At 62.1% G+C, this 18,141-nt stretch carries 28 protein-coding genes and 1 pseudogene; 6 read left to right on the top strand and 23 right to left on the bottom strand.

Features of this window, described 5'->3' with window-relative positions; all coding sequences use genetic code 11:
• Window positions 1-71: 71 nt before the first annotated feature.
• The 3 genes from RBH22_RS01040 (at window position 72) to RBH22_RS01050 (ending at window position 8,033) form a co-directional block, all read left to right on the top strand.
• Window positions 72-5,156: a surface glycoprotein gene (locus RBH22_RS01040; RefSeq protein WP_306676240.1), complete on the top strand. Its 5,085-nt coding sequence runs from the start codon at window positions 72-74 to the stop codon at window positions 5,154-5,156.
• A gap of 66 nt (window positions 5,157-5,222) precedes the next feature.
• On the top strand, window positions 5,223-6,320 hold the full coding sequence (locus RBH22_RS01045) for a PGF-pre-PGF domain-containing protein (protein ID WP_306676241.1): 1,098 nt from the start codon (window positions 5,223-5,225) through the stop codon (window positions 6,318-6,320).
• 486 nt (window positions 6,321-6,806) lie between these two features.
• Window positions 6,807-8,033 carry a tyrosine-type recombinase/integrase gene (locus RBH22_RS01050; protein WP_306676242.1) on the top strand — a complete coding sequence of 409 codons (1,227 nt, stop codon included), beginning with the start codon at window positions 6,807-6,809 and terminating at the stop codon, window positions 8,031-8,033.
• Between the two features lies 1 nt (window position 8,034).
• On the opposite strand, the gene RBH22_RS01055 is transcribed toward RBH22_RS01050, so the two are convergent.
• From RBH22_RS01055 to RBH22_RS01110, 12 genes and pseudogenes are all read right to left on the bottom strand, one after another.
• A complete protein-coding gene (locus RBH22_RS01055) occupies window positions 8,035-8,214 on the bottom strand; it encodes a hypothetical protein (RefSeq protein WP_306676243.1) in 180 nt (59 codons plus the stop codon).
• Window positions 8,207-8,629, bottom strand: a complete 423-nt coding sequence (locus RBH22_RS01060) for a hypothetical protein (RefSeq protein ID WP_306676244.1) — start codon at window positions 8,627-8,629, stop codon at window positions 8,207-8,209. The genes RBH22_RS01055 and RBH22_RS01060 overlap by 8 nt, the downstream gene beginning before the upstream one ends.
• Window positions 8,630-8,947, bottom strand: a complete 318-nt coding sequence (locus RBH22_RS01065; protein WP_306676245.1) for a hypothetical protein — start codon at window positions 8,945-8,947, stop codon at window positions 8,630-8,632.
• Window positions 8,940-9,254: a helix-turn-helix transcriptional regulator gene (locus RBH22_RS01070; protein WP_306676246.1), complete on the bottom strand. Its 315-nt coding sequence runs from the start codon at window positions 9,252-9,254 to the stop codon at window positions 8,940-8,942. The genes RBH22_RS01065 and RBH22_RS01070 overlap by 8 nt, the downstream gene beginning before the upstream one ends.
• Complete coding sequence (locus RBH22_RS01075) at window positions 9,244-9,375, bottom strand: hypothetical protein (protein WP_306676247.1); 132 nt, start codon at window positions 9,373-9,375, stop codon at window positions 9,244-9,246. The genes RBH22_RS01070 and RBH22_RS01075 overlap by 11 nt, the downstream gene beginning before the upstream one ends.
• Window positions 9,372-9,758 (bottom strand): hypothetical protein, encoded by a 387-nt coding sequence (locus RBH22_RS01080; protein WP_306676248.1) that lies wholly within the window; start codon window positions 9,756-9,758, stop codon window positions 9,372-9,374. Before RBH22_RS01080 ends, RBH22_RS01075 begins: the two co-directional genes overlap by 4 nt.
• Window positions 9,755-10,000, bottom strand: coding sequence for a hypothetical protein (locus tag RBH22_RS01085; RefSeq protein WP_306676249.1), 246 nt, complete (start codon window positions 9,998-10,000; stop codon window positions 9,755-9,757). The genes RBH22_RS01080 and RBH22_RS01085 overlap by 4 nt, the downstream gene beginning before the upstream one ends.
• Entirely contained in the window at window positions 9,997-10,848 is an 852-nt protein-coding gene (locus tag RBH22_RS01090) for a hypothetical protein (protein ID WP_306676251.1), read from the bottom strand. The genes RBH22_RS01085 and RBH22_RS01090 overlap by 4 nt, the downstream gene beginning before the upstream one ends.
• Before the next feature lies 1 nt (window position 10,849).
• The gene (locus RBH22_RS01095; protein ID WP_306676252.1) at window positions 10,850-11,068 is read right to left on the bottom strand and encodes a hypothetical protein; all 219 of its coding nucleotides are present in this window, start codon (window positions 11,066-11,068) and stop codon (window positions 10,850-10,852) included.
• Entirely contained in the window at window positions 11,068-11,394 is a 327-nt protein-coding gene (locus tag RBH22_RS01100) for a helix-hairpin-helix domain-containing protein (RefSeq protein ID WP_306676727.1), read from the bottom strand. Before RBH22_RS01100 ends, RBH22_RS01095 begins: the two co-directional genes overlap by 1 nt.
• Before the next feature lie 36 nt (window positions 11,395-11,430).
• A pseudogene (locus RBH22_RS01105) lies at window positions 11,431-11,649 on the bottom strand (helix-turn-helix transcriptional regulator); the annotation flags it as partial.
• A 170-nt stretch (window positions 11,650-11,819) separates the two neighbouring features.
• Window positions 11,820-11,981: a hypothetical protein gene (locus RBH22_RS01110; RefSeq protein ID WP_306676254.1), complete on the bottom strand. Its 162-nt coding sequence runs from the start codon at window positions 11,979-11,981 to the stop codon at window positions 11,820-11,822.
• Window positions 11,982-12,088: 107 nt separating this feature from the next.
• Between RBH22_RS01110 and RBH22_RS01115 the strand changes: the two genes are divergently transcribed.
• Window positions 12,089-12,268 (top strand): ribbon-helix-helix domain-containing protein, encoded by a 180-nt coding sequence (locus RBH22_RS01115; protein ID WP_306676256.1) that lies wholly within the window; start codon window positions 12,089-12,091, stop codon window positions 12,266-12,268.
• A 192-nt stretch (window positions 12,269-12,460) separates the two neighbouring features.
• Here the strand turns inward: RBH22_RS01115 and RBH22_RS01120 are convergent, their stop codons facing one another.
• Window positions 12,461-12,712, bottom strand: coding sequence for a hypothetical protein (locus tag RBH22_RS01120; protein WP_306676257.1), 252 nt, complete (start codon window positions 12,710-12,712; stop codon window positions 12,461-12,463).
• Window positions 12,713-12,805: 93 nt separating this feature from the next.
• Here RBH22_RS01120 and RBH22_RS01125 point away from each other — a divergent pair, with 93 nt between their 5' ends.
• Both RBH22_RS01125 and RBH22_RS01130 read left to right on the top strand, forming a co-directional pair.
• Window positions 12,806-13,606 (top strand): type IV pilin, encoded by an 801-nt coding sequence (locus RBH22_RS01125; protein WP_306676258.1) that lies wholly within the window; start codon window positions 12,806-12,808, stop codon window positions 13,604-13,606.
• Between the two features lie 142 nt (window positions 13,607-13,748).
• Entirely contained in the window at window positions 13,749-14,186 is a 438-nt protein-coding gene (locus RBH22_RS01130) for a type IV pilin N-terminal domain-containing protein (protein ID WP_306676259.1), read from the top strand.
• 11 nt (window positions 14,187-14,197) lie between these two features.
• Here the strand turns inward: RBH22_RS01130 and RBH22_RS01135 are convergent, their stop codons facing one another.
• From RBH22_RS01135 to RBH22_RS01180, 10 genes are all read right to left on the bottom strand, one after another.
• Window positions 14,198-15,277, bottom strand: coding sequence for an AAA family ATPase (locus RBH22_RS01135; RefSeq protein WP_306676260.1), 1,080 nt, complete (start codon window positions 15,275-15,277; stop codon window positions 14,198-14,200).
• A gap of 395 nt (window positions 15,278-15,672) precedes the next feature.
• Window positions 15,673-15,903, bottom strand: coding sequence for a hypothetical protein (locus RBH22_RS01140; protein WP_306676261.1), 231 nt, complete (start codon window positions 15,901-15,903; stop codon window positions 15,673-15,675).
• Between the two features lie 2 nt (window positions 15,904-15,905).
• Window positions 15,906-16,118, bottom strand: coding sequence for a hypothetical protein (locus tag RBH22_RS01145; RefSeq protein WP_306676262.1), 213 nt, complete (start codon window positions 16,116-16,118; stop codon window positions 15,906-15,908).
• Window positions 16,111-16,368 (bottom strand): hypothetical protein, encoded by a 258-nt coding sequence (locus tag RBH22_RS01150; RefSeq protein ID WP_306676263.1) that lies wholly within the window; start codon window positions 16,366-16,368, stop codon window positions 16,111-16,113. The genes RBH22_RS01145 and RBH22_RS01150 overlap by 8 nt, the downstream gene beginning before the upstream one ends.
• A complete protein-coding gene (locus RBH22_RS01155; RefSeq protein ID WP_306676264.1) occupies window positions 16,365-16,508 on the bottom strand; it encodes a hypothetical protein in 144 nt (47 codons plus the stop codon). Before RBH22_RS01155 ends, RBH22_RS01150 begins: the two co-directional genes overlap by 4 nt.
• On the bottom strand, window positions 16,501-16,782 hold the full coding sequence (locus tag RBH22_RS01160; RefSeq protein ID WP_306676265.1) for a hypothetical protein: 282 nt from the start codon (window positions 16,780-16,782) through the stop codon (window positions 16,501-16,503). Before RBH22_RS01160 ends, RBH22_RS01155 begins: the two co-directional genes overlap by 8 nt.
• A complete protein-coding gene (locus RBH22_RS01165) occupies window positions 16,772-17,104 on the bottom strand; it encodes a hypothetical protein (protein WP_306676266.1) in 333 nt (110 codons plus the stop codon). The genes RBH22_RS01160 and RBH22_RS01165 overlap by 11 nt, the downstream gene beginning before the upstream one ends.
• Window positions 17,101-17,472, bottom strand: coding sequence for an SWIM zinc finger family protein (locus RBH22_RS01170; RefSeq protein WP_306676267.1), 372 nt, complete (start codon window positions 17,470-17,472; stop codon window positions 17,101-17,103). The genes RBH22_RS01165 and RBH22_RS01170 overlap by 4 nt, the downstream gene beginning before the upstream one ends.
• Window positions 17,469-17,633, bottom strand: coding sequence for a hypothetical protein (locus RBH22_RS01175; RefSeq protein ID WP_306676268.1), 165 nt, complete (start codon window positions 17,631-17,633; stop codon window positions 17,469-17,471). The genes RBH22_RS01170 and RBH22_RS01175 overlap by 4 nt, the downstream gene beginning before the upstream one ends.
• Entirely contained in the window at window positions 17,633-18,001 is a 369-nt protein-coding gene (locus RBH22_RS01180; RefSeq protein WP_306676269.1) for a hypothetical protein, read from the bottom strand. The genes RBH22_RS01175 and RBH22_RS01180 overlap by 1 nt, the downstream gene beginning before the upstream one ends.
• Between the last annotated feature and the right edge of the window lie 140 nt (window positions 18,002-18,141).

Below are 18,141 nucleotides of genomic sequence, written 5' to 3' on the forward strand. Positions count from 1 at the left end.
CCGGAGCACGCGATGATTCAGCAGTCGTATCACTCGACAACTAACCGCGACTATACTTACGACACCAATTAATGACACGCGACTTACGTAACAAAGCGCGCGCGGTGTTCCTGGCGACGCTGATGGTCGTCTCCGTCTTCGGCGGGACGATGGCGTTCGCAGGGAGTGCTGCCGCGGCGACGAATTCTGCCTCCTTGAGCGACACACTCGTTTCAGGGGGAGAGATTCAAGTAAATGGATCAGTTGATGCGAATGGTACTGTTGTTGCATTCGTCGATGACAACGGCGACGGCGAATACAACACGAGTTCTGATGCTCCTGATGGGGGCGATGCTGGAATCTGGGCTACTGAGTACGTCAGTGACCACACCCAAGATAGCCAGTTCTCAATCCCGCTTAATGTCGATGGCTTAGAAAGCGGGACGTACGATGTGTACGTCTTCCAAGTGGAAGGCCAAGACAGCTACACCATCAGTAATGGTGACACGGGCGAGCGCTCGGCTGAGCTCCAGGTTGACGCTGACGAGCCGGTCTTCGGGAACGAAACGCCCGAAGACGGCACGACGATCAGCGCACAGCAGGACATCGTCGTTCCGATCACCGACGCTAACACGAGCGTCGACTTCATCACCGCGACTGTCACCAGTGGCGAGGAAGAAGTCACGTTTGAGCTCAATCCGGACTCAGCCTCGGCTGATGGTGTTGCGTTCAGTAACAACGAACTCACGATCACGCCCGGTGCCGGAAACGTCCCCGCACTTGATACAGATGGCGTCTACACCGTTGACGTGACCGCCGAGGACGAAGTCGGCAACAGCAACACCACGGACTTCACGTTCACGATCGAATCTGCCGACCCGACGTTCTCGCTGGACACACCAGCTCTGGGCGATGACAACGTCACTGATCTCTACGACGACGACCGGACGGACTACGGTCTCGCGACGAACTACGAGAACCAGACCATCGAGGTCGACATCGACTCTCCGTCCGCCGTTGCGATCAACGACTCACACTCCTCGCTGACCGTCACGGTTGACGGCGCTGACTACGAGGAGTCCTTCGACTACACGGACACCGAATACGATAACGACACCCACACGTTCACCGTCGTCCCGGGCGAGAACGACGTTCAGTCGCTCCCCGCGACTGGTGACGTGACTGTCGACGTGAGCGCGGAAGACGACGCGGGCAACACCGCCAGCGACGTCTTCAGCTTCCACGTCGACACGACGCCGATCCAGGTCACCGATCTCGAACTCTCCGATTCCGAGATCAACGAAAGTGACGTGGACCACGGTGTCGATGCACTCGTCACGTTCAACGACACGGTCGACGAGAACTCTGTCGACCTCACGACGAGTATCGACGGTGAGTCTAATGCCGTCACCGGTCAGGCAGACCTTGTTGAGGGAGAAGGCAAGCAGGTTGCCGTCCCGCTCAACCTCGACACCTACGGGAACATCGAAAACGCCTCGGCTGTCATGAACGTCACGGCAGCATCGGACGTCGCTGGCAACGGCCTGTCGAACGCCGATGCTGACGCGAGTAACGAGACGTTCTCGATCGACACGGACGGTCCGTCGATCACGCTCAGCGAACCGGGAGACATCTCCTCGCCGATCCAGGGCTACGTGAACTTCACGACGTACGCCACTAACGAAGATGACATCGACGAGATCAGCTACGAGATCTACGTGGGCACCGACGCATCCGCGGCGGTCCCGATCTCCGAGCTGCCGTTCAGCGCTGAGAACGTTCCGACGCAGAACCTCCCCGACGGCACCCACACGCTGGCAGTGACCGTCGAAGACAGCGCCGGTAACGACCGCACCAAGTTTGTCGACTTCACGCTTGACAACGATCAGCCGTTGACGGTCGAGCAGGAGTACCTGCCCGGTCTCATCACGCCTGTCTCGGCCGGTGGGTACACTGCGGACGGCACTACGGACATCTCCCCGGCTGACGTCTTCAGCACGAATGAGGGTGTCGATGCGACCTACTACGTCGACGGCGAAGAGGTCGCGGCCGACCACACGATCACCGCTGAAGTCCACCGCGGGCTGACCGAACCGATCTCCGCCGAGGTTGGCGGCGAAAACACGACGGTTCGTGTCTCCTTCGCCCCGCTCGTCGGCGCTGAAAGCGTCAGCGGCGACGAGGTCAACATCGGCGTCGAAACGCTCGATGACGTCGAGCACCTCGACGAGCTCAACGTTACGGTCGAAGACACCGATGGTCACTTCGCGCAGACCGAGCGGACACTCACGCGCGAGGACTTCTCGGAATACGAAGACAGCGGCATCTACACGGCGACCGTTGACGGCCTCGACGACGGCACCTACGACGTCACGGTGACCGACGCTGAGGACGACGACGGCGACACCGTGAATGTCCGTCTCGACGGGGACGCAGGTACGACCGCGACGGTCGACGACCACGACCCGATGGCTGAGACGGCCTACCTGATCGGTAGCAACGGTGGCGAGTCCACGGTCACGGTCGAATTCAATGAGCACGTCGCACTCGAGGACGAGTCGGCGGTCTCCTTCCGTGATTCGACTGCCGCCGTCAAGAACGTCGTCGACAACGGCGACGGCACGCTGACTGTCACTCTCGACGGCGAGGTCCAGACGGTCGACGCGCCGCTGCTGAACGTCTCCGACGTGACCGAGACGAACTACGGCGACACTCAGGATACGAGTGACACGTCCACGCCGGTCGCGACGGCTCACTTCGAGCTGTCGAGCGACGGGCTGAACGTCATCTCGATCCCGGCCGAGACCGGCCGCGTCGAGCTCAGCGCCACTGGCTTCAACAGTGACGCGATCGACACGATCAGCGCCTACGACGCTGCGGACGGCACCTGGGAGCAGTACTCGCCCGGTGCTGAAGAGAACAACCTCACCTACCTCGAAGGTGGGCAGGGCTACGTCGTGGACGCTGCGGAAGACACGACAGTCGAGATCAACGCCGAGAACGCACCGCCCGTCGACGAGCGGAACCTCCAGCAGCTCCAGTCCGGCTGGAACCTGATCGGCCACTACCAGGAAGGCAAGCAGTCTGTCGGCCAGGTAATGGCGCCGCTCGGTGACCAGTTCTACCAGATCGAAGCGGGCTACGACGGCTCGCAACTGAGCACGGACGCCTCGCTCGACGCCGGTGAAGGCTACTGGGTCTTCACCACCGAGGGCGGCCCCTACGTGCCCGTGAACTACGGCGGCGCGACCAGCGAGAAGCCGACCGTTGGCACGCTGCCTGGCGCAAACCTTGTGTCTCCTGTGAGCACGCCTCTCGCTCTCGACCGAGCCGGTCCTGTGGGCTTCCCCGTGAACGGGGAGGAAGAGCTGATCTTCATCGCGCAAGTGAGCGACGAGAATCAGATTAGTACTGTTCAGGCTCACTCCGAGGAACTGGGTATCGACGAAACCCTCGTTCCGGTTCCGGTTGGCACAGAGATGTACTTCGAGCGGCCACCTTCCGAGGAGTTCATCCATCTCCCACCGGAGTACAGTTACACGACTGAAATCCGACAGTATCTGAAATCCATTCAGTCTCAGACGTCCGGTACGCTCTACGTGAGCCAAGGCACCGTGGAAGCCGACTACGCTGCAGGCTACGATGGAATCGAGAACACGTCAGTCACCGTCTCGGCCGTCGACGCCTACGGTAACGTCGGTCAGGTCAGTCAGGAAGTCGACCCGGCTGACCGAACTGGATCGGTCGAGATCGTTGAAAGCGATCTCAAAGCCAGTGACGATGACGATGCAGGTCAGATCACAGTTGATACGACCTACAATACCGGCGGCGTGGCAGACGCCCAAGTAATCGTTAAGAACGCACAGACCGGCCAGGTCGTCGCCACGGACATCGGTCCCATAGATGGAGAGTCTCACCTCGACGTCAATATGACGCGGGTTGATAACGGCGACAAACTGAACGCCTACCTCGTCGACGCGAGCGAAGGTGACGACTACGACTACGTCGTCGCCGAGGACACCAACGACGAAGACGCTCAGACCGTCTCCGGTCTGACGGACCTCGCGTACACGGTGAACGACGACGGCACGATTGCGGATTCGTGGGACACCACTGGCGACTCGACGCTCCAAACGGCTGTCGATAATGTTGACACGACGAAAACGCTCTATCTCGAAAACGGAGAGTACGACAGTGTCGGTATCAGCCGTTCGGTGACGATCACTAACGCATCGAATGCCGACCCGGTCATCACAGACACGAATCTCCCGAGTAGTGGTCGGATGTTCGACGTCCGGAGTGCCGGTGTCTCGATCTCCGGGCTGACGTTCGACGGTAACGGGAACACGAACATCTTAGTCGGTGTTCGGACCGCGAACGCTGACGGTGGCGAGAAGGTCGTCATCAAGAACAACGAGTTCAAGAACCTTCAGACGGCGATCCAGACCGGACAGAACGACGTCAAACACGTCGTTAAAGGCAACAACGTTACTGACGCTGTCGTCGGTGTCTCAACGCTGACGACAGCTGCTGACGTCACGGTTCAGAACAACGACATCACTGTCGCTTCTGACGGCGAAGGCATCGGCGTCGGTGGCGACGGTATCACGACCCTATCCGGTAACACCATCACGGTCAGTTCGCAGTTCACTTCTGCGGACATCGATAATGGCGACAACTACGCCTCGTACAGCACGCCGCGCGGTATCGGTCTCTACGCCGGTACGCCGAAGTCCGCGGATGGCGTCTCTGACGAGCAGAAGTCGATGATCACGATTGAGCCCGAAAGCGGCCACAAGGTCGTCGATATGAACTCGCCCGCGTTCGAGAGTTCCGGCACCGATAACGTCGGAACGAACAGCTTCGACATCAACGTCGACGCTGACGAAGACGTGACCGCGTACTACGTCGTCGAGACGTCCGACAGTGACAGTCCCGACAAAGCCTCAGTCGTCGACCAGTCTGCCAGTGGCGAAGTCAAGGGGCAGTTCGAGGTCACCGCCGATTCGTCCGCTTCGACGACCGTGAGTGGTCTCAGTGAAGGCACAGCGTACGACGTCTACGTGGTCATCGAGGACGACGGTGGCAACACCGTGATGGCTGGTCAGATCGACGTCACGACTGACTCGACAAGCACGACTACGTCAACGTCGACAAGCACGACTACGTCGGGCTAATCGGCTCACACCTCCTCCACAATTTATTTGACACAAAGGTAGACAGGACTACTCACATAACACATAATGACACGAACTAGGCAACGTTCGGCGCTGCGGCTGTTGGTCGTAGTCGTCGCACTGTTGACGGTCGCGAGCGCAGGCTTCGCGCCGCTGGCCGCGGCCCAAGAAGAGGGCACACCACCGGTGCCGCCGCAGCGCTTCTACGGGACGGTTTCCAGCGACGGCGTCGGCGTCGCTGACCAGACTGTAGAAGTGACCTACGACGGCGCGGTGATCGCCAATACCACTACCGACTCCGACGGGTACTACGACCTGCAGGTCCCCAAAGAGAACGGTCTCGAAGACGGTGACACGGTCACCATCTCCGTCGCAGGGACGGATGCAAGCACCCAGGCGACCTGGGAACCCGGCAGCAGCGCGCAGGTGAACTTCACCGCTGACGTCGCCACCACGCCCACCGAAACGCCTGACGGCGGCGACGGTGACACCGGTGATGGCGGTACTGGCGGTACTGGCGGCGGTGGCGATGCCCCGCCGGCCGACGACACCCCCGAGCCAGTCTCCGAAACGGTCGATCTCGACCAGGACGGCGCCGCGCAGGTCCAGCTCTCGGGCGGCACGGGCGCAACGAGCGTCACCGTGACCGTGCCGGGCGCGACCGGTCAGGCGACCGTCGAAGAACTGCCGGACCCGCCGGCTGACGTACCTGCCCCGCCGGGCCAGTACGTGACGGGCGTCGACATCTCCGCACCGGATCCGCCGGAAGGCGAGAGCGCGACGGTCACGATCACCGTCTCGCAGTCACGCCTCGACGAACTGGGCGCGAGCGCGGAGCAGCTGGCCATCCAGCACTACACGGACGGCGCGTGGCAGACGCTCGAGACGACCGTCGAAAGCCAGGACGGTAGCGAAGTCGTCCTGAGCGCGCAGACGACGGGCTTCTCGCCGTTCGCCGTGACCGTGCAGGACGATCAAGCGCAGGTGACGACGACTGCGGTCGACACGACCGAACAGCCGGACGAGACGACCGAACCGGCGACCCAGGCGACGACGACGTCGCCGCCCGGTGACGACGGCGGGCCTGGCCCGCTGCTCATCGCTGGCGTCGTGATCGTCATCCTGGCGATCGTCGCCGGCGCGTACTTCGCGTTCAACGAATAGCGCGCTAACCGCACCCGACGGCTTCATTTTCTTTGGCGTCCCGACGACACGTCCCGCTGAGTCACGACGCTCGTATTCCCTTTAGGCAACTGACTGAATATCCGACTCGGTCGACAGCGGGGGCACAGGGTTCGTTATCGCTATCGTAGCGTTTGCACGTCTTCACGCACCGAATCGCACGTAGTCGTGCGATTGGCTGTGTACTCATAGGGATTATCGTACATCCGCATAGATTTCTCGCCGGATAGTACGGCGACAGCCTCTGAACCGTTACGATACTCCCTATCAGTTGCAGACGCTACTATATGAACTGCGAGTACCCCAACGTGGATTCGCCCCGCGAGGACTCGCGTCTGCTCGGCCTCTGGGTTCGAATCGCCCGACAGTCTCGCATTCGTGACTCCCCGTTCGGTTTGTCACAGAAGTAGTAGTCCCGGGCGGACTATAGCTAGATGTTTCATAGTCCCTGCTGTCAACAAACTGGATATGGTCGGTACCGAAGACGTCCAAGGATACGCGCGAAAGTTCCGTAACCAGTACGAGCGCGTTCAGGACGCCGATATCGACGAGCGCGACCGCGAGGCCATTCTCAACTTCATCCACGCCCTCGACGCCACCGGTAACCTCAACGAAGGCACGATGGGCGCCCGGATCAACCACCTCCGGCTCTCCTCGGAGCGCGCCGACGTCCCGCTCGTCGAGATGGACAAGTCCGATGTCGACACGCTGCTCTTCGAGTTGAACCACGAACACGGACTCGCCGAAGGTACCCGCCGCAACTACCGGAAGTCGCTCCGGAAGTTCTTCCGCCATCGCGACGAGCCGTGGGCCGAAGACATCACGATCGGCGCACAGCCCAGTCGATCGGTCGACCCCGACGAACTCCTCACCGACGAGGAGATCGACGACCTCCTCGATGCTGCCCCGAACCCGCGAGACAAAGCAACGATCGCACTGCTCGCTGACACCGGCCTCCGTATCGGCGCGATCGCCAGCCTCCGGATCCGCGACCTCGACACCAGCGGGCAGATGACGACGCTGTCGATCAACGAGGACGCGAACGTGAAGGGTGCCTCGGGGACTGTCCCGCTGACGTGGAGCGAGTCGCACCTCACCTCGTATCTCAACAACCATCCGCGACGCGACGTCGACGAGGCGGCACTGATCCACAAGAGCGCCGGCTGGTACGACCTCGACGAGGACGGCGAAGATGGCGCGATGACCTACCAGTATCTCTCGCGACGCATCAAGACGGCCGCCGACAAGGCTGGGGTCGCACGCGAGCGCGTGAACACGCACAACTTCCGGAAGACGGCCATCTCGCGGTGGATCCGCGAGGGGCTCTCCGAGCAGGCGATCAAACACCGGGCGATGTGGGACGTCGATACCGACCAGATCAAGACCTACTCCGGGGTTCGCGACGAGGAACTCAACGACCAGATCCTCGCACACTACGGGATCGACATCGAGCGCGATGAGCACGAGCCGACGGTCTTCCCGTGTCCGCGCTGCCGGTCGTCGGTCCGCGAGGGCCAGCGGTTCTGCCCCAACTGTTCGGCTCCACTGACCGACACGGCTGCTGACGCCGTCTCCGAGGCGACCGACACGACGACCGACGAGCTCGTCTCGACGATCGACCCCGAGACACGTGACGAACTGGTCGCCCTCCTGGAGAATATCGAGGCCCATCCCGAAGCGGCCCTCGACGTCTGATTCAGACATCGTCATCCTCCTCTTGGGCGTCGGTGCCGCCGGCCATCTCATTGAGGATGTTGCGCGCATAGCGGCCGATCTTCGTATCGGCGTCGTACTTCTCGGTGAGCGATTCGAGTTTCTCACGGTCGCTGCGGTCACGGAATGAGAGGTCGCCCTCTCGCTGCTGTGTCTCACTCATTGGTAGGGGTAAACTGCTGTTCGCGATAGCGATTGGCTGACTGTGCCTCGCTGCGGGCTTCCGCTGCGGTCTCGGTGACGTCGACGTTCTCCCAGTGGGCCGGGACCGTGCTCACGATCGCCCCGAGACAGGCGATCAACAGCATCTCGGTCGCCAGATGGACGCGGGCGGTCGTCTCCCGGTCCGTCTTCACGTCGGTCGCGACAGCCTCGCGCCAGGCGACGCGGAGCGGATAGCCCTCCCAGCCGTCGGGACAGCGGGCGTCCCACTGCCGGCCGGGGTGGGTCCGCGCGTGGCCGTTGCACTCTCCGCGCAGGCGCATCCCATCTTGGGTCTTCCACGCCTGCGCTCGGCCGTCCGGCGTCGAGGGCGTCGGCGCTCGCACGTCGCTGCTGCGCCGGTGACGAGAGGACATTCACAGTGCACCTCCGTAGATCGCGACGAAGAGCATCGCGAGCCCGAGCGCCGCGCCGAGCGCAACGATCCACGGCGCCGTCTCGGTCTGGGCGCGATCTCGGCGAGCGGGCGCGTCCTCGAGCGCCGGGATGTCGAAATAGCGACAGCGCTCGCACGGCCGGAAGCGGTCTGGGACGTCGCCGATCGTCGTCGGGGTCGCGTCAGCACACTCGCCAGCAGGACCACCCGACTGCAGCCCAGCGCAGTCGTCGACGTAGTGATAGACGTCGGTCCCGCTGTCGACGGCGACCCAGACGCGCGTGTCGGCATCACTCATAGGTCTCACCTCGGGGCCACTCCATCCGATAGAGTCGCAGTAGCGTCTGGATCAACGCCCGTCCGGGCGCGTTCGTCCCGGATTCGACGTTCCGAACGGTGGTCGCCTCATACGGGATCTGCGTGGCAACCTCGTCGACCGAGAGGCCGCACGTCTTACGGAGCGCTCGCAGTTCGTTTCCGGTCGGGATCCGGAAGTCGTGGACGCTCACGTCGGCTGTGGTGTCGATGTCGCCACGGGCCGCGTGGATGTGCCGCTCGATCGCGTCGAGGTGCTGCTCGACGTCGTCAGGCCGATCACTCGGCATCGTCGACCTCCTCGAGGACGTACGTGTGCTCGTCGTCGTGTGCGAGGATCGCGTCGGTCGCTTCGAGCATCTCGGCGGTCTCGCGGGCGACACGATCGACGACACGGAACTGCTGGCTCATTCGTTCCCCTCCGCTTCGTCGAACAGCGGCTCGGCGTCGGCGACGAGCAGGCCCTCGCTGGCATCGTGGTCGAGATCGAGGTAGACTGTCTGGCCGATCACCTCGCGGCTCAGACCGAACTGTGACAGAATCCCCCGAAACGACACGCCATACCCCGGGCCGTCAGAGATCAACGCCCAGGCGTCGTCAGGGTCGCCGCCCCGAGCGATGCCTAACTGACGACCTTCGCGATCGACGTAGAACTCAACGACGTCGACGTCGCCGAGCCACTTGCAACTGGCGCTCTTGTTGAAGCGCGCAGTGCCCGCCGGGTAAATAGCAAGCTGTGGCTCATCTTTTGCGTACGACCCTCCGTGGCGCTTTTCGACGCGGTCGAACGTCACGCAGACGCACCTCCGTGACGGCTGCGGTGGTGTTCGCGAACACTGCCGCCGTTCCGGACACTCGTGCAGTCAAAGCAGAGGTGAGCGTGCTTGTGGTCGGGGTCGTTTGGGCAGGCGTACGCCTCGCGGTCGACGGCCTCGGGATCGAACGTCGTTCCGCACAGCGAGATGTATCGCAGCCCGGACTCGATGTGGCCGCCGTAGCCGTCACCGGCGAACAGCAGATGCGTGATCGACGTCACGCCGCCTCACCTCCCGTTCCATCGGCGACCTCGTCGTACTGATCCCGACAGACCGGGCACAGCGTTCCGTCGACCGGTGCGGCCTCGTGCCGCAGGAGGTCGTCGCTCTCGCGACCGCACTCGGCGCAGACGTCGGGATCGTCGCCCAACTCGGTCTGGCCGCCGACTGTGCCGTCCTCGTGGACCGAGTTCGGCCAGACGACCTCGGTGACCCAGCGGGCGAACGCCTCAATCGTGATGTCCGAGTAGATCGCGACGTAACCCGATGCGGCGAGCGTACCGTGAATCGGGTAGCCGTCCCACCGGTACCGAATCGACAACTGCGACAGCCCCTGCGTGGGGATCGAGTGTCGCTTCGGGGCTTCGTCGTGCCACAGCGCCGCCGCGGCGTCGCGATCATCCTCGTCGGCATCCTCGCTCGTGACGACGCCCTCGACGATCGCGTCGTCGGGCAGCGTCTCGGCGATCGCCGGGAGATCGAGTTCGGTGCGTTCGGGGATGGCCGATAGTTGTCCGAGCAGGATCGTTTCGAGCAGGTCGGCGCCATCGCCGGCGTCGACACCCGCCCACCCCGCTTCGAGGTCCGCAACCACGTCGGTCGTGATCGGGACTTCGGCCTCGTCGGTCTCAACGTGGAGGCTCGGGTGTTCGGTGTCGGCGTCGGTGTAGAACTTCGGCTGCTCGGTGGGGACGTAGCCCGCAAGCGTGCCGTCGTAGACCGTGTGGCCGTCGAGGTATTCGGTCGCCGAGAGGTCGGCGTAGGGCCGCCGGTCGAGGTCGCTGTCGAGCGTGGCGTTGCCGTCTGCGACGTCGCCGCCGGCAACCGCGTGTAGAATCGCGGCGTACATCTCAGGCCACCTCCTCGACGTCGACGAGGTCGTTCGGGTGGGCGGTGATCCACGCGCTCGATCGGACGCGCCCGAAGAGTTTCGCACGGGCGATCGTCTGCGGCTCGCAGAGCAGTTGCCGGCCGCTGGGTGTCTCCGATCGGTGGAGTGCCTCTCGCCGGCGCGGTTCGGCGTCGTCCGAAGCGCGGACGATGTTCTGGACGAGGTCTTCGGCCGCCATCAGTCGGTCACCCCGTAGCCGCCGTCACTGTGGAGTGCGGCTTTGTTGGTGGGACTGGGCTCGATGTCAGTCTTGATCTGCACCGCGACCGACTCGCTGACCGACTCGACAGCGGCGATCTCCTCAACCGGTGCCTCGCGCAGGGATCCGACCGACTCGTAGCCGGCGTTGATGAGTGCCTGCGCCCGCCGGCGACCGACGCCACTGATCGTTTGCAACACGTCGAGTGACTTCGGGTCCGCGACCGTGTCGTCGACGTCGCCCGCATCGTCGGGTTGCGTCTTGGGGTCGGCGGCCGCGAGCCGGTGTCCTGGTGCTGGGCGCACGGCGTCGAGGTGCTCCGCGCCCGCTGCGAGGACGTCTGTGCCCTGGGCGGTGAGTGCGTAGCCGTTCGTGCGCTTGTCCTTCTCCGATTTGGCGAGGAGGTCGCCCTCGACCAGCTCGTCGAGGTTTGGGTACAGGCGGCCGTGGTTGACTTCCTCGTCGTACCACGCTTCGAGTTGGTCCTTGATCGCGAGGCCGTGCGGGACGCCGTCGTGGGCCGCGATCGCCGCGAGGATGTCGCGCTGGAAGTGATGCAGGTCGAACCACGCATCGCGCGGCGTCGGTTCTGTGTCAGTACTCGTGCCGTCGTCTTTTTGAGGGCGCTTGCCCTCCGTTCGGGTGGTCTCGTTCATTGCTGACTGCGGTGATCGGGACCACCACCTGCGCGGGCGGACTCGTTGGACTGGGTCGCCCGCGTGGGCAGTGGTTAATTCTTCGCCGTCTCAAGCGTCTCCGCGCCGTTTTCACGCCGATCGAGGTATTCACGAAGAGCCTCTTGCACAAGGCCGCTGTAACTGTCGTGTAACCCGCCGTAATCTTCGACGCGGTCGTCGAGGTCGTCTGGGATGTGGACTGTTCTTCGTGCCATCCGTTATTTGGTTATTTGAGTATTAACTTAATAGTAACGTTGCTCAATAGCTCAATAACTCGATTAGTGGGGGAGTTATTAAGTTCATACCTCAACTGAGTGCACGTATGAAGAAGACTATCAGCATCAGTCTCTCCGAAGAACTCGTCGACGAGGTTGACGACCGACTCGAATACGGTGACAGCCGTAGCGAATGGATTGAGGAAGCCGTCGTCGAAAAACTCGAACGGGAAAGCACGGGAGACTCTGCAGAGGGAAACTCGATCCCAGCGGCGACGAGTAGCTAATCGGAGGGCACTATTGGGGACTGGTTGCTGTATCAAGTTTGTCACCTAGCGTCTGACGGGGTTTTAATCTAGACTTCGCGTCTACTCAGGTGGCTGTAGTCCTGCGATTCTCGCTCTCCACCACGCCGGACCACAGTCAGTGCCCGATCGGCTGCACCACGGGGGATTGGGGATGCCGTTCGGGCCCTGGCCTCACACCTGACGCAACCGGACGAGGATGTCGTCGATCCAACCGGGCACGTCGACGTCCGCCAACTGTCCGGTTGCGTCCCACGAGGTCACGACCTCGTAGTCGTTGCCCGTCCCGTTGACGTCAAGTCGCCATCGCGGACCCTCCACGACATCTAACTCGACGCGCGTGCCACCGTTCGAGAGCTGCTTGATCGGCTCAACCGCCACTTCGTCGCCGGTGTACGCCTCGACCGTCTGTACTTGCTCTGGCATACACGCCGACTGAGGACCGGAGGTAGCATAAAAAGGGGCGCAACTTCCGGGTATGTAATTTAGTTGTTAGTTATGTCGTAGAGACTTCCTTGAATGGTGCCCAAAATGTGGGTACTTGCCCCTATAATTTATGTGGTGGAGATATTTGCTCTGGATATGGGTGGGCACAGACGAGGGGCGACCTCAACAACCGCCACGATATTAATGGTCGCTGTCACGATTGTCGTAGTGGGTGCCGTGGGAATCCCCGCCTCGAATTTAGCGAATTCACAGAATACGAGTCCACCCTCTGCAGCATTTGACACCGAACAGGATGGGGACACATTACGGATAACCCACATTGGTGGGCAATCTCTCGCTGGAAAGAATCTCGAACTCCAAGGTGCACAGGCGGACATCCCCGAGACTGTGAAGGCAGGAACGACAATCGAAGCAGTGCCGACGCAAGATCGTGTGAAACTGATCTGGAAGAGCGAGAAGTCAGATACATCCACTATCCTATTGGACATCGCAGCCAACCCAGCAGGCGGGGAAAGTATATTTAACATTACCGACACCAATGTTGGTCGTCGTTTCTGTCTGGGAAGTAAAGCAACCGGCACAGGATCAGCTACAATTGTCAATGAGGGCTCTATCGAAGATACTCAAACGGTCACATTATCCGTTGATGGTGCGGTGGTTCGGCAGGAGCAGGTGACGTTGGCACCCGGCGAACAAACCACAGTGATGTTCAGTTCTGTAACTGTTCAGACCAACGATTGTGAGGTGAATGCCACAGTCTCAACTGAGGACGATTCGTCGACTCGGAAACTGCCTGGCCTCGGGGTTGTCGCGGCAGTTATCGCCATTGCTGTCTGGATGCTACTAACGAAACGAGAATCAGAAGAAACCTGATCCTAACTGTCGCCGTGTGGTTCAGCGTAGATCTGTTGTGTATCAGTGTCTATGCCTCTCTCTGCGTGATCTGGCCGGTTGTCATTCGACAAGATTCGGTTCGGGGATAATGTTTTAGCCAGACCCTACTAAAGCAGTTAGTATGCAGCTAAAACAACTCCTCGCAGATGACGACGCAGTGTCTCCCGTTATCGGGGTGATCCTGATGGTCGCAATTACGGTGATCCTCGCGGCCGTCATTGGCTCGTTCGTGCTGAACCTCGGCCAGGGCGTCCAACAGACAGCCCCGCAGGCCAGTTTCGAGTTCGACTACAATACGACGAACGGTGCTAGTAACGTGACGATCACGCACCAGTCTGGTGATTCGATCACGGCATCGCAGCTCAACACGACGGGCGCGAACTGGGCTGATTCCACTCCAACGTGGAATAAATCCTACACGACCGTTACAGCCGGGAATTCGATCACAAAAGAGGCCAAGAACGCATTCAACGGTCAGACAATCCGCGTCGTCTGGTCTTCCCAGAACGGCGAGACCTCGGCCACGTTAAGCCAGTCGAAAGCACCCGGCGGCGCATAACGCCCGGCTACTCACCTCTTATTTGACGCGACAGAAGCCGCAACAGAGACATCGATCGGTGGCTGCACACTTGCGTCCGCAACCTCGTAGCGTGCCACACCCGTCCCCTCCTGGGTGATCAGCTCGTATTCTTCGAGCTTCCGGAGTCGATCACGACGCGTTCGACGGACGATCGGTGTCAACGTGGTATCCGCATACACCTGCTCGGCCACCGCGTCGTAGCGCTCGTGCAGCTCGACGCCGTTGATCGACCCGGCCGCGTGGATCAGCGCATACAGAATATGATGATGGACGGTCAGCGAGCGAAGATTGATCTCGCGGATCCGACGTTGGGCGAGTTCGAAACACGCCTCGATGTCTTCGGCCTCGATCTCGAAGGCGCCCCGATCGGCGGCGTGTTCGGCAGCCGCTCGGAGCGACTGAATCCCGTAACGAGCGACGCCAGCGACTTCGTCGGCGATCCACTCCAACTGCGAGCGATCGACGACACCGGGCTGCAATCCAACGCGGGCGCGAGCCCGCAAGATGTCTGCGAGTTCGTCGACGCCGAACTTGTCGACCTCGACGTCAGTCGCATCGATATACCGCTCGCTGACGGCTTCATTCGAGAGCCGCGATCGCCATCGCGTTGGATTGTGGACGATGACGACTGTCGACAACTGGGGGACATCCGCAAGCCGATCGAGCGCATTCAGATCGGGGAGACCCTCGGCTTCGTCAAGGATGACGATGTACGGGTGCGAGACAGCGTCGCGAAGCGTCTCTGTGAGTGCCGCAAGTGACTCTTCACCGGCCGGGAACGACGCCGTTGGATGCGCTTGGAGGACGGTCGCGAGAATCTTCTGGGGTGACGCCCCTAGACACTGCACGTAAGCGTGTGCCGTCTCGGTCTGCGCTTCGATCCGTTCGATCGTGTGCTGGGCGAGTGACGTTTTACCGACGCCTGAACTCCCAGAAATGATGACCTCGTCACCCGCCTGCCCGCCGAGTGTCGGCTTCCACGCCCGGTGGAGCGCTTCGACTTCCGCCTCGCGATACATCAACTCCCGTGGCGGCGTGTCGTCCTCGAAGACACTCGAATTCGTTATCATTCAGTTTCGGTGACGCAAAGCAGGTGTAAAAATACATATGCGAGTTCCGGGTGTATGAGAAACCTGAGAGGTCTCTGTCACTGTCGCCGTGATTGGAACGAAAGGGGGGCGCCGACGGGAAACTCTTCAAAAACGCCGACGCCAACGCGATCCAAGGCTCAACTAGCGGATGGAACCAGGACCACAGCCTGTATGCGGGTCACCACACCCGCACCGAAATATTGTATTCCGTTGTCAAGTATATTCCGTTCTCGAATCTCCAAGATGGGGAATCGTGGTCGACGTGCTGGCGTTCTGGCAGAGACACACTGGCTCCCTTCCGTGTGTAAGGAAATTTAGAGATCACACACCACCGTGCAAGTGAACTGCCGGCGACGACACGTGGGGCTGCTCGGTCAGCAGTCGCGATCGTCAGCAACGAACGTCGCAGCCCACCACTCCGAGACGACGCCTCTCTGACTGCAATCGCTGTCGTGTGGGATCTCTTCGACCGTCATCGCCGCCTGGCCGCACTCGTCACAGCGCACTTCGCCCGTGGGTTCGCCACGCCGGGCTCCGTCCCAGCCCTCGGACGTCTCGGCCGTGACTAACTCGAAGTGCGTGTCCTCATCAGCAAACGAACGCATCGTCATCGCCCTCCCCACGGCAGCAGCCCCGATCGAACGAGGCGCTCGTCGAGGGCGATCGCGATCGCGGCGATCGCTAAGAGAGCAGCGCCGATCCCGAGGTCGTGGATGGCCACGAGAATACCCCCGACTCCGAGTGAAAACGCGCCCTTGCGGAAGCGATTCCGGAGTCGAGCGATGCGGCCGTTACCATCGACTGCGAGCGGGTTACGCATCTGGGGACACCCCCGTGTCCGCCGTAACTGCGTCGTCGACGTCGAGCGTCAGTTCGGGTTCGTCAGTCCGTTCGCGCCCGACCTCGCGCCAGGCCGCCTGCTCGACCGAGTAGACCTCGTCGATACGCCAGTAGCAATACGCCTCGGGCGTGAGCCGCGAGGGCTTGACCGGCTCGAAGCGGACACGTCGACGCGGGCCTGACAGCGGGCGGTACTGCAGCGTGACCGACTGCTGGTCGCGGTCGCTCATCGTTCCCTCCGCACGATCGAGAGGCAACTCGGACACGTCACGACTGCGCAGTTGTGCGCATTGGCGACGTCGTCTTCGGATGTCCGGACGAGCTGTGTGCCGCAGTCGGCGCACGTCTCGTTGAGCGTCTCGTCAGTCATCCGCGCCCTCCTGGTCGATGTCGCCGACCTCTGCCCGGACACGCTGAGCGTGCTCGCGGATCGAGCGCTTGAGACAGTCCCGCGCCTCCCGGTCGGCCTCGGTCGCATCGTCACCACTCGCGTAGACCGCGGCTTCCTGATAGAGGTAGCAGGCGGCGCCGAAGCGCTCGTCGGTGAGGAGTGCGTGATAGAGCTCGTAGTCGTCGTCCTCGCTGGCGAGGTCGAGTTCGTCGATCATCGTCTCGGCCGCGCGACTGGCGTCGTCAATTCGCATCCGCGGCCACCTCCTGGTCGTCGGCGTCAGCACGGTGATCGGCGAGCCAGGCGTCGACGTACTGCGATACAGCTACCTGTAATGGCGCATCGCGCATCGCGGTCGCCTCGAAGATGGCATCGTGGGCGTCGCTCTCGGCGGCGAGGACGTCGCGACTCAGCGTCTCTTCGAGGTCATCGGCGAGGTACCGCAACTCCGCGAGCTTCTGGTACGTCTCGTCCTGCTCGAGGAGCTCCTGTTCGTGGTAGTCGATGTCGTCGCGCCCCTGCTCGGGCTCGAATGGCTCTGCGCCGGCGTATTTGAGTTTGTAGATCAGCGTCATCGGTGGGTCTCCTGAGAATCGCTCTCGCTGTCGAGTTGCTCACGAAGCGGTGCGTCGAGCGCGTCGACGTCGATGCCATCGGGAATCTCCCGGCGGCCGGTCGCATACCACGCCCGCCGGATGTGCTGGCACGCGACGTCGCGATAGTGGAAGTCCTCGCAGTCGCAGGACTGCGTCACCACGTTCACGATGTGCTGTCGCCCTTTGTGGTAGACGGCGACTTCGTCGTCGCCCCACGTGTCGGGGTCGTCGATGACCGTGTTCATCGGCCGCGTCAGGGCGCGGATGTCGCGGTCTTCGAGGCGTGCGAGTGTCTGGATCATCTGGGCGTCGGATGCAGCCGCGTCGCTCTCGGTCGCCGCGCTCATCGGTCGGCCACCTCCGCGCGAAAGGTCTCGTAGTCGATCCACGTGCCGTTGTGCCGATGCTCGCCGCCACGCCTGAACAGCACGCCGCACGCACACTCGACGATCGCCGCGTCGGGCGTGCCGCGTTCGTCGGTCGCCCCCGGCACGTAGCCGTCGAGCATCAGTGGCCCTCCTCGTGCTGGCCCTGGATCTGTGCCTGGGCGCGGATGATGTCGCGGACGATGTTCTCGAAAGCGCCGCCGCGGACGTACCGCAGCTCGGCCCACTCGCCGCGAGCCTGCTCGGTGTGTTCGACCCAGTCCCAGACCGAGCGGCCGCCGAGTGGCGTCTCGTGGGTGACCTTCGCCGGTTCGTGAGAGTCGTCGAGGACGTACACGCGATCGGCCTTCGGCGAGTGGAGGTGGACGTCGCCCTCGCCGTCGACGCCCAGCAGCGTCGCGTCGTACGGCAGGTCGAGATGGTCGGTGTCGATGCCGCCCCGATCGGGGCCCGCAGTCGTGCCGAGGGACTTATCCTCGGTAGCGTTCATAGTCGACATTGCTCGTCACGAGCCACGGTCGGTGTCATCAGCACCGGCCGATTTCTGCGGCGTCCCGCGCTTCCTATATCATAGTAACAGGTGTGGGTACTTAGTGATTACGGAGTAATTGTCTAAGTCAGATACGTAGA

Source organism: Halobellus sp. H-GB7, assembly GCF_030848585.1.
In the GTDB taxonomy this organism is placed as follows: Archaea; Halobacteriota; Halobacteria; order Halobacteriales; family Haloferacaceae; genus Haloquadratum; species Haloquadratum inordinatus.

Excerpts from the sequence above, each read along its gene's own strand:
- RBH22_RS01180 (WP_306676269.1), bottom strand. The coding sequence starts at position 18,001 with ATGAACGCTACCGAGGATAAGTCCCTCGGCACGACTGCGGGCCCCGAT.
- RBH22_RS01040 (WP_306676240.1), top strand. The coding sequence starts at position 72 with ATGACACGCGACTTACGTAACAAAGCGCGCGCGGTGTTCCTGGCGACG.
- RBH22_RS01145 (WP_306676262.1), bottom strand. The coding sequence starts at position 16,118 with ATGCGTAACCCGCTCGCAGTCGATGGTAACGGCCGCATCGCTCGACTC.
- RBH22_RS01165 (WP_306676266.1), bottom strand. The coding sequence starts at position 17,104 with ATGACGCTGATCTACAAACTCAAATACGCCGGCGCAGAGCCATTCGAG.
- RBH22_RS01070 (WP_306676246.1), bottom strand. The coding sequence starts at position 9,254 with ATGCCGAGTGATCGGCCTGACGACGTCGAGCAGCACCTCGACGCGATC.
- RBH22_RS01065 (WP_306676245.1), bottom strand. The coding sequence starts at position 8,947 with ATGAGTGATGCCGACACGCGCGTCTGGGTCGCCGTCGACAGCGGGACC.
- RBH22_RS01140 (WP_306676261.1), bottom strand. The coding sequence starts at position 15,903 with ATGCGTTCGTTTGCTGATGAGGACACGCACTTCGAGTTAGTCACGGCC.
- RBH22_RS01095 (WP_306676252.1), bottom strand. The coding sequence starts at position 11,068 with ATGGCGGCCGAAGACCTCGTCCAGAACATCGTCCGCGCTTCGGACGAC.
- RBH22_RS01135 (WP_306676260.1), bottom strand. The coding sequence starts at position 15,277 with ATGATAACGAATTCGAGTGTCTTCGAGGACGACACGCCGCCACGGGAG.
- RBH22_RS01090 (WP_306676251.1), bottom strand. The coding sequence starts at position 10,848 with ATGTACGCCGCGATTCTACACGCGGTTGCCGGCGGCGACGTCGCAGAC.
- RBH22_RS01150 (WP_306676263.1), bottom strand. The coding sequence starts at position 16,368 with ATGAGCGACCGCGACCAGCAGTCGGTCACGCTGCAGTACCGCCCGCTG.
- RBH22_RS01160 (WP_306676265.1), bottom strand. The coding sequence starts at position 16,782 with ATGCGAATTGACGACGCCAGTCGCGCGGCCGAGACGATGATCGACGAA.
- RBH22_RS01050 (WP_306676242.1), top strand. The coding sequence starts at position 6,807 with ATGGTCGGTACCGAAGACGTCCAAGGATACGCGCGAAAGTTCCGTAAC.
- RBH22_RS01055 (WP_306676243.1), bottom strand. The coding sequence starts at position 8,214 with ATGAGTGAGACACAGCAGCGAGAGGGCGACCTCTCATTCCGTGACCGC.
- RBH22_RS01175 (WP_306676268.1), bottom strand. The coding sequence starts at position 17,633 with ATGCTCGACGGCTACGTGCCGGGGGCGACCGACGAACGCGGCACGCCC.
- RBH22_RS01060 (WP_306676244.1), bottom strand. The coding sequence starts at position 8,629 with ATGTCCTCTCGTCACCGGCGCAGCAGCGACGTGCGAGCGCCGACGCCC.
- RBH22_RS01155 (WP_306676264.1), bottom strand. The coding sequence starts at position 16,508 with ATGACTGACGAGACGCTCAACGAGACGTGCGCCGACTGCGGCACACAG.
- RBH22_RS01170 (WP_306676267.1), bottom strand. The coding sequence starts at position 17,472 with ATGAGCGCGGCGACCGAGAGCGACGCGGCTGCATCCGACGCCCAGATG.
- RBH22_RS01120 (WP_306676257.1), bottom strand. The coding sequence starts at position 12,712 with ATGCCAGAGCAAGTACAGACGGTCGAGGCGTACACCGGCGACGAAGTG.
- RBH22_RS01075 (WP_306676247.1), bottom strand. The coding sequence starts at position 9,375 with ATGAGCCAGCAGTTCCGTGTCGTCGATCGTGTCGCCCGCGAGACCGCC.
- RBH22_RS01130 (WP_306676259.1), top strand. The coding sequence starts at position 13,749 with ATGCAGCTAAAACAACTCCTCGCAGATGACGACGCAGTGTCTCCCGTT.
- RBH22_RS01045 (WP_306676241.1), top strand. The coding sequence starts at position 5,223 with ATGACACGAACTAGGCAACGTTCGGCGCTGCGGCTGTTGGTCGTAGTC.
- RBH22_RS01110 (WP_306676254.1), bottom strand. The coding sequence starts at position 11,981 with ATGGCACGAAGAACAGTCCACATCCCAGACGACCTCGACGACCGCGTC.
- RBH22_RS01125 (WP_306676258.1), top strand. The coding sequence starts at position 12,806 with ATGGTGCCCAAAATGTGGGTACTTGCCCCTATAATTTATGTGGTGGAG.
- RBH22_RS01115 (WP_306676256.1), top strand. The coding sequence starts at position 12,089 with ATGAAGAAGACTATCAGCATCAGTCTCTCCGAAGAACTCGTCGACGAG.